Raw genomic sequence first — 13,365 nt, 5'->3', positions numbered from 1 at the left:
CATCCGCTGCTGCGCGACCTTGCTCGCGGCATCACGCGGCGGTCCCCTCTTCACTGTCGATGACTGTCCCATCGGCTGTTCCTCCTTCCCGAAAATAGCACGGAAAGAAGGTTAAGTGGACAGCTTGCGCGCGCCCTCGCGAATAATATCGGTGAACGGGTCTGCGCTGAATCCGGATGGATCGGGCAACTGCATGATGGTAGTCAATGACATGTGGCGTATCCTTTTCTCTGCTGAGAATTGACGGCATCTGAACACCGCCTTGATATGCCACCCTTCAGGCCATCACCAAATTTCGCCCGTTACTCGATGTTCTACAACCCGAAGCGCAAGCATGCGAGGAACGAGATGCTGTCGCCTGCCGAGTTCGAGCGGCAGCAGATGATGAGACGTGAAGGCGTCTAAGAAACTCGGGGCTATTCAGATAGCCATAGCGCATACGCGTCTCGCAGATCTCCCGGATCCGCCTTTTCAACTCTGCCGGATCGGTGCGGCGGAATTTGAAGTGGTAGCTCGAGCAGTCGAATGTCATAGTCCCACACGCCCTGCGGATCGACACCGCCCAGTCTGCGCACATTCCGCGAACCAGTTCACGCGACCGCTCCGGCTTAAGAGCTTTCGCCGAACAACATCCTGCAACATCTGCCGATCCAAGGTCAGGTCTGCCACGATCCGTTTCAACCGCGCGTTCTCATCCTCGAGCTGCTTCAGCCGGCGCATCTCGTCAGGCAGCAACCCGCTATATTTCTTCGTCCAGGCAAAATAGGTCGACTGCCCGATCCCCGCCTTGCGACAGATCTCGGCAACCGATGTGCCTTTCTCGCCCTGCCTCAGGATGAACGCCTTCTGCGCCTCCGTGAACTTCGATGCCTTTATCGTCTTCTGCTCCTCACCCAGCGAGGAAAGGTTAGGCCAAAACGCCAGTTGCAAACGGTCCAGTTTTCAGCGGGCAGAGCGATTGCCGTGCTAACGGAGCTTGATATCAACCACTTCGGTTACCGGCGAAAGTGACACATTTCTGCCCTGCGCGCGCACACCGTTGAATAGCGGGCAAACATAGAATAACCCGCCTCTCGCTTGTGTCGCCTCGTTCTCAATTGCATGCGCCACGGCCCTGAGAAAAACTGTTGCGTTCGCAAAAATATAGGTTCCCGCCGAGGCCTGGGAGGAGATCACTTGCTTCTCGGCAGCCTCGACGAAACGGCCATCTGCATCGCAGCGCAGATAGCTGTATTCTGGCGCATCGCTGTGGAAGGTCAATGCGATGCCGCCGCAATCCGGGCTGTCCGCAAAGACCTTATGCGGGGCGAGCGAACTGCTGTAGAGAATATCGGCGAGGTCAATGACGAACGGCTCATCGATATTGGTATAGCTGCTCACCCCCGCTAGGGCGCTGAATGCAGCACCACGTGTCGGTTGAGACAGAAAGACCACTTGTGATTGCCGATACCAATCAGCCAGCTCAGATTGAGCAAAGCGGCGAGTTTCGGGCCGGTCCAGCATAACGAACACATATTTCGCAGGATCGACGGATCCCGCCCAAGGGCGGCTTTCCAATGCCTTTTTCAGCAGGGGCTCACCGTCGAGATCTAGAACAGCCTTTACTTTGCCATTCGCCAGCACAAAATCTGGACCAGCAAGCGGAACAATGACCCGCATCAATCTGGCGCATCCGAAGAGTGACCCGCACCAGTCTGCTGCATGTATGCTGTCAGATCGTCTGGCGTACCCAAACCATGCATCGCTTCCATCGGAACCTCATAGACACCAATTCGCGCGCCTTTCGCGATCATGTAGTTGTAGACTGGGCAGGTATAGAACTCTCCGTTCACACGTTCGTTTGCAGCGATCATATCGACCGCAGCCCCAACAAAGTCGCGCCCGCGCGTGAAAAGATACAGGCCGACTGTTGCCAGGTCTGATATTGCCTTCTTCTCGGCAACTTCTGTGACCAATCCCTGCCCATCAAGCCGAGCAAAGGACCATTTCGGATCGCGAGCGAGATCGCGGAAGACCAGAATTGAGCCATCAAGTCCGCGGCTCATGCAATCCTCAATAAAATCAGAAACGTCAAAATCGACAAGCTGATCCGAGTTGGCGATGAGCAGAGGCCGATCATTGTCGAAAATGTCCCGTGCCAGCAGCACAGTGCAGGCGGTACCCTCGGTCAGTTTGCTCACAGGAACAATTTTGACGCCGGTCTTCTGGATTTCACGGGTGAGCTCGGGCTCGGCCTCGATATGGTCCGTACGAAGCAATACACTGGCCTGAGAACCCGGCGGACAGACGTTGCCGATGACATGAGACAACATAGGCTTGCCAGCTACATCGATAAAGGGTTTGGGCTTCTTCCAATGCAATTTGGCAAATCGGCTACCCTCTCCCGCCGCGGGAATGATTACATTAGCGGCGGACGTGCTTTTCGATTTTCGACGAATTTCTGAAGCTTCCGGCAAAAGCTCAAAGGCACTGATCCGCGCCGGAGCGTAGAAGCTGTGAAAGTCAAGTGCATCAATGGTGGAATGTTTCACCCTGAGATCTGAGAGGACGATCTCATTCAAGGTAGCACTGATATAAAAAAGTCCATCGTCATGTGCGTCCTTGAGGATCGCCTGCTGGGCCGCCTCTAAAAAGATGCTGGCCGTCCGGTAATAATAGATTCCGGCGATAGCATGGCGCGAGACCACCTTCTTTTCATATGCCTGCATGACTTCATTATTGCCATCATCGACAACATAGGACCAACGCGGATGCACCGAGTCGAATGTCACGACGGCGGCATCTGCCGCCGCTCTGCGGAATCCCTCGATCCTAGAGCCGAGATCGACCGTGATGATCTGGTCGCTATTCGTGATGAGCAGCTCACCATCGGGATCAAGTTCATCTATGGCCAGAAGGCATGAACATAGGGCGCCGGATGTCGCGCCAAGCCGTTCAATCACTTTTGCACCTTTACCGGCGGCGAGCTCCAGCACCCGATCCAGTGAAAAGGCCCGCGCTTCGTCGCGATCGACCACGAAGGTGAAAGAGGCTGCGGAGAAATCCCGCTTGAGTCGCTCGATAACCAATTGGATCATCGGCTGCCCAGCCACTTCGATAAGTGGCTTGGGGAAGTAGAATTCTTCTGCCGGAAAGAAGTTCGAATGCCCCGAAATCGGAACTAGGATCTGCATGATCAGATTTTCCCCGCGTCATTCTCGATTTCGGTGATGCGGGCCTTGATTGCCTGATAGGTGACATCCCGCGGTTGAGAAATTTTCATCAGATGCGCGCCACTCGCCAGAGCCGCCGCAATACCATGTTCATTGTCTTCGAGAACAAGGCACTCGTCAGCCGACACGCCCAGACTGGCCATTGCGGTGCAATACATCTCGGGGTCAGGCTTGCCGTGAACGACATCCTCGTTGGAAATCATGATATCCAAAAACGGGTAGAGCGCCGACAGGCGCATCATTGCCTCGACCGACTGGCGGACAGAGTTGGAGCACACGGCGATTTTGTACTGGTCCCGCTTGAGCCGGGACAACGCATACTGGTGATTGAACACTGGCTTGCAGCGTTGATGACTGATCTCGAGTGTGTAGCTTTGCTTCAGTGCATTCAGAAACTCATGCATGCCTGTCGGAAGTCCTCGCGATTTCGACAGAAGCTTCAGCTTTTGTCGCGTTGGAAGCCCATCAAAAGTCGACAGATGGCTTTCGCGGCTGATGGTGTAGCCGAAATGCTCGAGCGCTCTGTTCAGGGCGTCATAATGCCAATCTTTCGCGTCAATCAGGACACCGTCCATATCGAACAGGATCGCCTTGATCATCTACTCCACCTCAAAAAAAACACAGGCATCGTTCGGGAAGTCGGTACAAATTTCGAAGGCGGGATGTCGGTGCAGTGACGCATCGCGCACGGCTTGCCAAAGCGGTTTATGGGGGCGACCGTGTAGTTCTGGGGAGACAAGTGCAACCCGGTGGCCCGCGTCCAAATAACGCCTTGCCGCCGCAATCTGCGGAAAATCGCCGAGGAAATTATCGACCCAGACTCCTGCAGCCGAGTCCAGGAACGATGGAGCGCTCTCATGCTCGCTGACGCGCGTATAGGTAGGAAGACCGATTTTCAGATAGCCTAGCGCGTCAGGCACCGACATGTCGAAGGCGAAGACCCGCGAAATGGGGATTCCAGCTGCGTGCAGCTCTGCGATGATCTGTCTCTGCAAGCCATCTGCTTTGACGTTCAACGCCAAGCGTCCCGTGACCCCTAGTGCGGCATAGTCGGAGAAAAGCTCCTTCGCGGTGAGGGTGCCTTGCGCAGATACTGGATCATGCGAGACATAGATTTGCTCGGCGGAGTCCCGCAAATCTGTTTCGAGGCCGAATCCCAGCTCTAGCGCTGCCTGCAAGGCTGCACGAGTATTCTTGTCTTCTGGTGAAGACCATAGACCCCGATGTGCAAGAATATTTCCTCGATCCACAGAGATTCTCCGAGATTATATTGCGAGCCTTTTGAGTTTTTGCAATGCATCCACATCGTTAGCCGTCATAGTCGGTCTTTTGAACACCCCAAGTCGTCAATCCATCCCCACGCGAAGTTCACAACGCCGGATGGAAAATATCTGGTAACGCCCTTGTCCCTCAGGGCAAACCAGAGAATTCAGAGCCGACACCAGCTTTATGTTGTTCGCGGGCTGAACATACAGCATTCACGCCATGCCCGGAGGGTGCCAGACCTGGAACGGAATGAAATCCTTTTTCACGGGGCGATTGGCATGGGCTAGTTGTTCAGTCCCGGCATCTGGTGGATCGGGTTTAGGATGAATCTGTCCGGCTCTGATGTCCAGATCTTGCAGATGTATTCGTAGGGCGTGAGGCCGCCGAGGGTCTTGAGCCGACGCGCGAAGTTGTAGGCTGCCATGAAGTCCGCGAGATGCGTGCGGAGCTCGCCATGGCTGGTGTAGTGAAAGCGTTTGACGGTGGCGTCCTTGATCGTGCGGTTCATCCGCTCGACCTGACCGTTGGTCCACGGGTGGTTGGGCTTCGTCAGGCGGTGCTCAATGCCGTTGGCCTCGCAGATCATGTCAAAGCGCATAGGTCTGGAATAGATGGTGTTCCGGTTCCGAGGCTGCTCGGCGAACTGAATACCGTTGTCGGTGAGGATGGTATGGACCTGGTAGGGCACGGCTTCGAGCATGTGCTGCAGGAACTCCCAAGCTGTCTTCCTGTCCGCCTTGTCGACGAGCTGGGTCACGGCAAACTTGCTCGTGCGGTCAATGCCGACGAACAGGTAAAGCTTGCCTTCAGCAGTCTGCACCTCGGCGAGGTCGATATGAAAGAAGCCGATAGGGTATCGCTTGAACTTCGACCGTTTCGGCTTGTCGCCTTCCACGTCGGGCAGTCGAGAGATGCCGTGGCGCTGAAGGCACCGATGCAGCGCTGAGCGTGTCAGGTATGGAATTGATGGCTGCAGGGCATAGAGGCAGTCGTCCAGCGGCAGAAGCGTGTGCCGCCTGAACGCGACGATGGCCGCCTCCTCGGCTTCTGTCAAAACCGTGGAGCGTGGCTCCTTCGGCCCTGTCTTGAGATCATCGACCGTCGCTCGCTTGCGCCACTTCGCCACTGTCTTGGGGTTGATGCCGAGCTCCCGGCTCAGCGTCGCGAGCGAAGCTTGCGATCGTTGTATTGCAGCTCTGACGGCGTGCGTGGTCGTGGCGCTGCCGTGACGAACTTGTCCCATAATGCTTCCTTCCATTCCTGAGAAAGGATCGCACCATCAAACCGTGGGATCAAACAACTAGGTTGAAGTTCGCCACTGGATGGCCGCTAGTATAGGTCCGGAACGAAGGGCTGCGTTTTCTCAAGTAGAACCGGCTCATAGGCCGCAGCGTCTTCGGGCCGAAGATGCCCGGCGTAAAGTTGCATCCAATCCAGGAAGGTCAGTTCTTTTCGATTGGTCAACTTGCGATAATTCGTCGGGTTCTCCCAGAGCGATTGGGATTGCCCTTTGACCCAGTAGAAATCCGTTGATCCGTAGTCGACCGTGCCGAAGTGATCCCGGAAGGCCGCCCAGCTATCCGAAATTGTCCACTCGATTGGTCGTCCCTGACGAGCCAGGAACTGACTGGCGAGATAGGATTCAGGCGAGGCATAGCGGAAGAGTTCGCCAATCGGCGTTTCGCGAAAAACAGTCTCGCGATCTGCGGACCAATCTGCCGGCAGTTGTCCCGTGTCCAGAGGGGGCGTCCAATAGGCGAGCATGTCATCGACATGACCAAAGACCGTCTGATCGCTCAGATGGTAAAGCCCAAATTTCAGAGTACCCTGACCAATTCCGAATATCCGGTGCTTCTGGGTGTCAGAGGCGGCGCCTGACAGCGGCAGGCTTTTCGCAAGCGCTGCAAGACCGCTCATGACGTCGGGCTGGTAGAGCCGCTGATCGGTTCGCGTTTTCAGAACCCATGTTGCCCCCTCTGCCGCTGCTTGGCGAACCCCTGCGGCTGCAGTTGTGATTTGCATGTTGATATTGGCATAGCCCGGGTCTTGGGGCTTTTCGCTCAGAACCAGCTTGATTTTCATTTCCGCAATCGCATCAAGCTGTTCCGGCGGGGTATCTTGCCAGGTCGAGAGGATCAATCGGCAGCCGGGCATGGCGTCGGCGTAGATCCGCAAGGTTTCCAACGTGAAGTCATAATCATTGGCGATGGGGCCTTGCATGAAGATGGCCATCGGTTCGCAACGCAATATCGGGGCGGTCGACAGGGGCGAATGGGCGGGGCCAGTACCGACCAGATCCGAAGTCTTTGGCCGTGCCATGGAGGTGATGAAGAAACGGCCCGATTTCGTCTGATGAGCGGCGCTGCTTCGCACAAGCTTTCGTGAGAGTCTGAGAAGGAGAGTGCTTTTCTTGCTCACAAGTGCGTCACCTTTTTAGGCTGTGCGTCTGGTTGTGTCGCGAATGTCGGGGTGTTCTGCCAGGTAGCTTGCTCGGAATGCGCAAAATTGGCTTCGATCAGATCTTTACGTCAAGAGGGCATTTGAGAATTTGAGTGGCACTTGGGCTCTGTTGCAGAAGTCTGAACCGCCCCGGGTTTGTCGCAGGCTCCAATTCCTGAGTAGGTTGGAGCATCATGAGCAAGACCACGAACAAGCTTTCCCCTAAACTGCGCGAGCGTGCCGTGCGGATGAGCGATGGTCCACTTCTCGGAACCGGTAAGTTTGGACGGCCCGAACTTGCGCGCCCAAAAGACAACATATCCCCCAGACAAGCAGGGCGATTCTGCTCCTTGGCTGCATGGCGCCAGCTGAATTTCGTGACCAAAGCAGGAAAATGTTCGTTCGCCCGCGCCGAAATGCACACTGCGATTTTGGAGTAAATCAAATGCTGCAAAATCACGCTCTCTGGCTCGGCGCATCGGTGGAACATCTCCTTCATTCCACAAATAAACATAAATACTATCGATTCACTCGTTATCTGAGTTGGGCTCAGTGCGGAAGTCCCGTGAATGTCCCGGCCGCCACTCGCGTGCCGGGCCCAGCAGAGGATCGAGGCATGACCATTCCCGCACGCGAAAGAATCAAGGTGCTCTGGTTCCTTCCGACCCAAGGCGACAGCCGGTATCTAGGCACGTCGGAAGGGAGCCGCCCGGTGACCTTGCCCTATCTGCGCCAGATCGCGCAGGCGGCCGATGTCCTTGGCTATTACGGCGTATTGCTGCCTCACAGGGCGCAGTTGCGAGGACAGCTTGATCGTGGCCGCCGCGCTGGCTTCGCAGACCGAGAAGCTGCGCTTCCTCGGGGCCGTCAGACCGGGACTGCAATCCCCGACGCTGACCGCGCGGATGACGGCGACTCTGGACCGGATGTCGGGCGGGTGGCTGCTCGTCAATGTCGTGACCGGGGGCGATCCGGTCGAGAATGCCGGCGACGGCATCCATCTCAGCCATGCCGAGCGCTACGAGGTGACGCGGGAGTTCCTTGATATCTACAAGGCGCTGATGGCCGGGCAGACGGTAAATTACGAAAGCCGGCATTTCCGCGTCATCGACGGCAATCTGCTTTTCGCGCCGCTACAGCAGGGCGGTCCGCAGCTTTACTTCGGCGGCTCGTCGGATGCGGCGAGTGCCGTCGCGGCGAAGCAGGTCGACAAATACCTGACATGCGGTGAGCCACCCGAGCAGGTCCGCGCCAAGATCGAGGGTGTGCCCCGCTTGGCCGAGGCCGAGGGCCGCGAGGTTAGCTTCGGCATACCCTGCATGTCATCGTGCGGAAGAGCCAATCCGAGGCCTGGGAGGCCGCCGACCGGCTGATCAGCAAGCTCGACGACGCGACCATCGCCAAGGCGCAGGAGACCTTTGCGCGGATGGATTCGGTCGGGCAGCGCCGCATGGCCGACCTGCATGGCGGCAACCGCGCCCGGCTCGAGATCAGCCCGAATCTCTGGGCCGGCGTCGACCTCGTGCGGGGGGGGGGGCGCAGGCACCGCGCTTGTCGGCGATGCGGACATCGTGGCCGAAAGGATCGACAAATATCGCCGCATCGGCATCGATACCTTCATTCATTCCGGCTACCCCCATCTCGAAGGGGCCTACAGCTTTGGCGAGCCCGTCCTGCCGCTTCTGCCGCTGGACCATCCGCTGCCCCAGACCGGGCTTTCCGCGAATACGGGCCCCTTCGGCGAGACCGTGGGCGACGATTACCGCCCCGCCGCCAAACCGCGCCCCCATCTCGTCTCCGGAGGCTGAGCCATGACCCTTTTCCCGACGATGGACAGGAATTCGCCCGGGCGCACTTCGAGGTCGAGGTTGGACAGCACCCGGTGATCGTCGAGTGCGCGCGAGACTTTGCGGATCCGCACCGATGCGCCGGAATTGTCGCGCGGCATCGGCGGAAGGGGAAGAAGCTCAGCGCTCTGCATAGGCGGGGATCCATTTCAAGGCGCGGCGTTCAAGCGCGCGGGTCAGCGTAGCGGCCAGCTTGCCGAGTGCTGAGTAAAGCAGGATGGAGAGCACGACGACCTCCAGCACCATGAATTCGCGCGCCTTCATGGCCATGTAGCCCAGGCCCGACGAGGCCGAGAGCGCCCCGGCGACGATCAGCGTCAGCCACATGATCCCAAGGCCATAGCGCAATCCGGTGAAGATCGAGGGCAAAGCGCCGGGCAGCACGATCCGCCGGAAAAGTTGGCGCGGGCCCATGCCATAGGCCCGGCCCATCTCGATCAACTGCGGGTCGATATTGCGGATACCGTGCATCGTATTGAGATAGATCGGAAAAAACACCCCCAGCGCGACGAGGAAGAGCTTGGCCCCCTCGCCGATGCCGAACCACAGGATGACCAGCGGGATCAGCGCAAGATGGGGGAAATTGCGGACCATCTGCAGCGTCGCATTCGGTCAGCGTCTCGGAGAGCCGCGAGACCCCGTTCGCCACGCCAAGGGCGAAGCCGATCCCGCCCCCGACGATCAGCCCCGCCAGCGCCCGCAGGGCCGAGACGCCGAGATGGGTGAAAAGTTCGCCCGAAAGCGTCATCTGCCATGCGCTCGCAAGGATCGCCGAGGGGCGCGGCATGACCCTCTCGGCCATCAGGCCGGTCGCGTCGGCTATCTCCCACAGGACGAGGATTGCCGCTGGAACGGCATAGGGCAGCAGGGCGGCGCCTCCGGGCAGGCGAGGCCGCCAGCCGGGGGCGCGGGCACGCGTCGCGACATAGGATTCGGTGGGGCTCATGTCCTACCTCCTCAGCTTGCGCTTTGCGGGGTCCAGACGACCGAAGCGATGTCGAGCTGGCGAGGAATGATCCCTAGCCGTTGGAACTCATCCGCGACGCCCTGCTCATAGGCGACATGCTTGCGCTCGACGAAGCCCACGAGGCCCAGATCCGCCCCCTTGCGGGTCAGGGCGCGCTGCATGACCGCCTCGCTCAGGCCGGTTTCGCGGGCGAAGGTCCGGATCGACCCGGGCAGGTCGGCCTGCCCCTGTCGCCCGACGGATTGGATGATCTCGATCAAATGCGTCACCAGTGCGGGATTCTCGCGGGCGTAGTCGCCATTGGCCGAGTAGAAGTTGTAATCCGGCTCGATGATCTCGGTCGTGGACAGAACGCGGGTGCCCGGGCGTTCCTGGGCCATGGCGAAATAGGGGTCCCAAATCGTCCATGCACCGATGGCACCCGAATCGAAGGCGGCGATGGCATCGGGCGGCGAAGGTGGTCATTGGTGAGTGGCCCGCGCATCTGTCGGGGGACCGCCTGCGCATCATGTTCCAGGAGCCGCGCCTGCTGCCCTGGGCCAGCATCGTCGTGAATGTCGCGGTGGGGCTGCGGAAGGGGCCGGACCCGCGCGCGGTCGAGGCGGCGCTTGCCGCCGTTTCAACTGACCGACAAGGCGGGGATGTGGCCCGCAGCGCTGTCTGGCGGCCAGCGTCAGCGCGCGGCACTTGCCTGGGCGCTCGTCAGCCATCTCCGCCTTCTCGTCCTGGACGAGCCGCTGGGCGCGCTGGACGCGCTGACCCGCCTGACGATGCAGAACCTGATCCGCGACATGCATGCAGAAGCGGGTTTCACTGCGATCCTCGTGACGCACGACGTGGCCGAGGCGGTGGCGCTTTCGGACCGGGTGATCGTGCTGGGGCAGGGCGGCATCCTGCACCGTGTCGACGTTGTGAGGCCCGCTTCGCTGCAGAATGGCCGGATGAGAACCGCGGGTCTCGAAAAGGAAATCCTCGAAGCGATCTTCTCGCCGCAAGGCGCTGCAGGAACGTAGCACAGTGCTGAAAAACGTCGGGACTCGACGCCAGAGACGGAACATAATCCATCATTCCTGCGATACGAGAGGGTAAAGCGGATGCGGGGATCGGACGGGGCGAGCGAGCGGTTCGCGCTTCAGCCATGTTTATCTTGAGCAGCGCATCCTTCCCCGGCATCCTCTACGCAAGATCCAATTGCTGGCGAATGGTGACGCTCGTCAGCCTCAGTGCGGTTTTCCATCCGCGCTCGTTGCTGCAACTGCGAGCACGCGGGCGGCACCGCGCCCAGTCCTAGTGTCGCTGATGGGCTTAGTATTTCATCGAAGCCCTCTCGCCGAGAATCGCTCGGACGTTCACGAGGTTCCGTGAGCGCATGCAGGCAGATGACCGTCAATCGATCTTCGTCTCAGCTCAACGCATGCAATTGCAATAAAATTGGCGGACTTTTAGGCGGGTGGAATCCACCGGTATGAATGTTATCCCATAAAAGAAATGGTGTGTGGCGGAGATGAAGTCTGCCCGTGCAAATTCTTTGCTGTTCCGAGCAATTCCGATTCATTCAGCTGTTGCGGGCGGTTGATATGAATCCCATGTCCTAAGTGTTCCGGCAGGGTCTGGGACATTCCGCCTTAAAATGGGGGAAGGAATGGGGGAAGCAGTGACAGCACATCTTACCAGAAGGCCGGAAAAAGCTCTAACAACTCAGGCAGTGAAGAACGCCACGACGCCGGGCAAGTATTTCGACGGCCACGGGCTCTATCTTCGTGTTGATCCGAATGGGTCCAAGTTTTGGGTGCAGCGCATCGTTATTCGCGGGAAGCGCTGCGAGATTGGACTGGGTTCCCCTGCGCTGGTTACGCTGGCAGAGGCTCGCGCAAGCGCGCTCGACAATCGCAAGTTAGCCCGTGCTGGCGGCGACCCGCTCCGGGCCAAGCATGAGGCGCAAGCGGTGCTGACGTTCGAGGAAGCGTCTCGAAAGGTTCACGAGATGCACAAGCCGACATGGCGCAACGAAAAGCATGCGGCCCAATTCATTGCCACGCTCGAAACCTATGCTTTTCCTCGGCTGGGCAAGTTGAAGGTCCAGGAGGTCTCTACCGCTGATGTGCTGGCCGTTCTCATGCCGATCTGGACCGAGAAGGCAGAGACGGCGCGCCGAGTTCGTCAGCGCATCGGCATGGTGATGAAATGGGCCATCGCTCAAGGATGGCGGCAGGACAATCCCGCTGAAAACATCAGTCAGGCTTTGCCGAAGACTTCGAAAGTGAAGGAGCACCGCAAGGCGCTGTCCTATGCTGAGGTTGCGGACTGCATGGAAACCGTGAAGGCGTCCGGGGCGGGGCAATCAACCAAGTTGGCGCTTGAGTTCCTAGTGCTATGCGCTGCCCGCTCGGGCGAGGTTCGGGAAGCCCGTTGGGCTGAAATCGACATGAAAGCAAAAGTTTGGGAAATTCCCGCCGACCGGATGAAAATGAAGCGCCCGCATCGCGTTCCGCTCTCGTTACGAGCGATTGCCCTGTTGAAAGAGGCCGAAGCGTTTAACGACGGTGCAGGGTTTGTTTTCCCCGGTAACAAGGCGGGCCGCCCGCTATCGGACATGACGCTTTCCAAGCTGGTCAAAGAACTAGGCTTCAACGTCGATGTTCACGGTTTCCGTACTTCGTTCAGAACATGGGCGCAGGAAAGAACGAACTTCCCGCGCGAGGTGGCAGAGGCGGCACTTGCGCATTTGACCGGCGATGCCGCAGAGCGAGCTTATGCCCGCAGCGACGTGTTCGAGAAGCGGCGCAAGATGATGGATGCTTGGTCCGCATTCTTAGCCGAGACACACGGCAATGTCGTGAGGCTTAATGCATGAGTTCAGAAGAAGATTCGACCGCGAAATGGATTGAAGGTCTTCAAGGTGCAGATGCACTCTTTGTGAGCCAGGTACGACTAAAGCCGGAATTTGTGCTTCAAGCGCTGATTGGCGCTCGCGAGCAAGGAAGTGCGCAGGACGTTGCTAACATAGTCGAGGCAGGTTGGCCGCTAATCTACTTTGGGCTGTTATCTATGATGAAAACGTTCAAGCATGGCCCATACCAGCCCAAGCCATCGGGCAGAAAAAGGGTGCCTCAGTTGCAGTCTTTAGACGCTCGAAGAGCCTTTCGTGTTTGGGGTACTGCGCGCGCCTGTTCTCGCGCCCAAGACAGTACGCGCGATTTGATCCAACTAACCAGGGAAATAGAGAAATTACTCTTCCCAAAGGACCCGCGTGAGTCGTTGTTCGCCGCAGGGGTTTCGGACGAGACTGCCGAGCAATCAGTTTCGCGAGGGAGAGCTATCTTGAAGATTTCAGATGGTTGGCAATCCGCGCTTTGCGAAGAACTAGCTGAGTAGTTTAGCGCAAACGACATTCCACAGGGTACCGGCGAGATTCACTGCATGCCCAACATGCAAAGTGTCCACTTAACCTTCTTGGCTAACGAATTTCATGACGGTTTCGATCGGTCTGCGCCCCATGTTGCGGTAGCCGAGATGGGGCCTTTCGGTGTTGTAATGGACGAGCCACGCATCGAGATCGGCCTGCAACGCATCGACGGTTTCGTAGAAGGTCTCGCGCATCTTCACCCGGACAAACTCGTCCAGGACCGTACCG

General features: G+C 58.3%; 16 protein-coding genes and 1 pseudogene. 7 read left to right on the top strand and 10 right to left on the bottom strand.

The genetic code is table 11. From position 1 onward, the window contains the following. Positions 1-388: 388 nt before the first annotated feature. From ESZ60_RS19640 to ESZ60_RS19610, 7 genes and pseudogenes are all read right to left on the bottom strand, one after another. Positions 389-876: pseudogene (locus ESZ60_RS19640) on the bottom strand (transposase); the annotation flags it as partial. 90 nt (positions 877-966) lie between these two features. Next, positions 967-1,662: a glycosyltransferase family protein gene (locus tag ESZ60_RS19635; protein ID WP_134682366.1), complete on the bottom strand. Its 696-nt coding sequence runs from the start codon at positions 1,660-1,662 to the stop codon at positions 967-969. Next, entirely contained in the window at positions 1,659-3,173 is a 1,515-nt protein-coding gene (locus ESZ60_RS19630; RefSeq protein ID WP_134682365.1) for a glycosyltransferase family 2 protein, read from the bottom strand. Before ESZ60_RS19630 ends, ESZ60_RS19635 begins: the two co-directional genes overlap by 4 nt. A gap of 2 nt (positions 3,174-3,175) precedes the next feature. Then, positions 3,176-3,811, bottom strand: coding sequence for an HAD family hydrolase (locus ESZ60_RS19625; RefSeq protein ID WP_134682364.1), 636 nt, complete (start codon positions 3,809-3,811; stop codon positions 3,176-3,178). Next, complete coding sequence (locus tag ESZ60_RS19620; RefSeq protein ID WP_134682363.1) at positions 3,812-4,462, bottom strand: PI-PLC domain-containing protein; 651 nt, start codon at positions 4,460-4,462, stop codon at positions 3,812-3,814. A gap of 299 nt (positions 4,463-4,761) precedes the next feature. Further along, positions 4,762-5,721, bottom strand: coding sequence for an IS481 family transposase (locus tag ESZ60_RS19615; protein ID WP_134682362.1), 960 nt, complete (start codon positions 5,719-5,721; stop codon positions 4,762-4,764). 86 nt (positions 5,722-5,807) lie between these two features. Next, positions 5,808-6,710 carry a WavE lipopolysaccharide synthesis family protein gene (locus ESZ60_RS19610; protein ID WP_167620244.1) on the bottom strand — a complete coding sequence of 301 codons (903 nt, stop codon included), beginning with the start codon at positions 6,708-6,710 and terminating at the stop codon, positions 5,808-5,810. Here ESZ60_RS19610 and ESZ60_RS21745 point away from each other — a divergent pair. The 4 genes from ESZ60_RS21745 (at position 6,697) to ESZ60_RS21555 (ending at position 8,725) form a co-directional block, all read left to right on the top strand. Next, complete coding sequence (locus ESZ60_RS21745) at positions 6,697-6,831, top strand: hypothetical protein (protein WP_280634017.1); 135 nt, start codon at positions 6,697-6,699, stop codon at positions 6,829-6,831. The two genes, ESZ60_RS19610 and ESZ60_RS21745, sit on opposite strands and share 14 nt — an antisense overlap. Positions 6,832-7,111: 280 nt before the next feature. After that, entirely contained in the window at positions 7,112-7,357 is a 246-nt protein-coding gene (locus ESZ60_RS19605) for a hypothetical protein (RefSeq protein ID WP_134682360.1), read from the top strand. Positions 7,358-7,732: 375 nt separating this feature from the next. Further along, the gene (locus ESZ60_RS21560; protein ID WP_245155793.1) at positions 7,733-8,290 is read left to right on the top strand and encodes an LLM class flavin-dependent oxidoreductase; all 558 of its coding nucleotides are present in this window, start codon (positions 7,733-7,735) and stop codon (positions 8,288-8,290) included. Positions 8,291-8,488: 198 nt separating this feature from the next. Further along, positions 8,489-8,725, top strand: a complete 237-nt coding sequence (locus ESZ60_RS21555) for a hypothetical protein (RefSeq protein ID WP_245155792.1) — start codon at positions 8,489-8,491, stop codon at positions 8,723-8,725. A 159-nt stretch (positions 8,726-8,884) separates the two neighbouring features. Here the strand turns inward: ESZ60_RS21555 and ESZ60_RS21550 are convergent, their stop codons facing one another. After that, the gene (locus tag ESZ60_RS21550; RefSeq protein ID WP_245155791.1) at positions 8,885-9,358 is read right to left on the bottom strand and encodes an ABC transporter permease subunit; all 474 of its coding nucleotides are present in this window, start codon (positions 9,356-9,358) and stop codon (positions 8,885-8,887) included. 363 nt (positions 9,359-9,721) lie between these two features. Continuing rightward, complete coding sequence (locus ESZ60_RS19590; RefSeq protein ID WP_209021372.1) at positions 9,722-10,111, bottom strand: type 2 periplasmic-binding domain-containing protein; 390 nt, start codon at positions 10,109-10,111, stop codon at positions 9,722-9,724. A 228-nt stretch (positions 10,112-10,339) separates the two neighbouring features. Between ESZ60_RS19590 and ESZ60_RS19585 the strand changes: the two genes are divergently transcribed. From ESZ60_RS19585 to ESZ60_RS19575, 3 genes are all read left to right on the top strand, one after another. Beyond that, a complete protein-coding gene (locus ESZ60_RS19585; protein ID WP_245155790.1) occupies positions 10,340-10,744 on the top strand; it encodes an ATP-binding cassette domain-containing protein in 405 nt (134 codons plus the stop codon). 641 nt (positions 10,745-11,385) lie between these two features. Then, on the top strand, positions 11,386-12,585 hold the full coding sequence (locus tag ESZ60_RS19580; protein ID WP_342365253.1) for a tyrosine-type recombinase/integrase: 1,200 nt from the start codon (positions 11,386-11,388) through the stop codon (positions 12,583-12,585). After that, positions 12,582-13,106 (top strand): hypothetical protein, encoded by a 525-nt coding sequence (locus tag ESZ60_RS19575; protein ID WP_134682358.1) that lies wholly within the window; start codon positions 12,582-12,584, stop codon positions 13,104-13,106. Before ESZ60_RS19580 ends, ESZ60_RS19575 begins: the two co-directional genes overlap by 4 nt. Positions 13,107-13,175: 69 nt before the next feature. Here the strand turns inward: ESZ60_RS19575 and ESZ60_RS19570 are convergent. After that, positions 13,176-13,365: integrase core domain-containing protein (locus tag ESZ60_RS19570; RefSeq protein WP_167620214.1), on the bottom strand; the 190-nt coding region annotated here is incomplete at its 5' end.

This window comes from Paracoccus ravus, assembly GCF_004522175.1.
In the GTDB taxonomy this organism is placed as follows: domain Bacteria; phylum Pseudomonadota; class Alphaproteobacteria; order Rhodobacterales; family Rhodobacteraceae; genus Paracoccus; species Paracoccus ravus.
The sequence above is the reverse complement of the archived record's forward strand: the minus strand, read 5'-3'. Positions and strand labels throughout refer to the sequence as shown.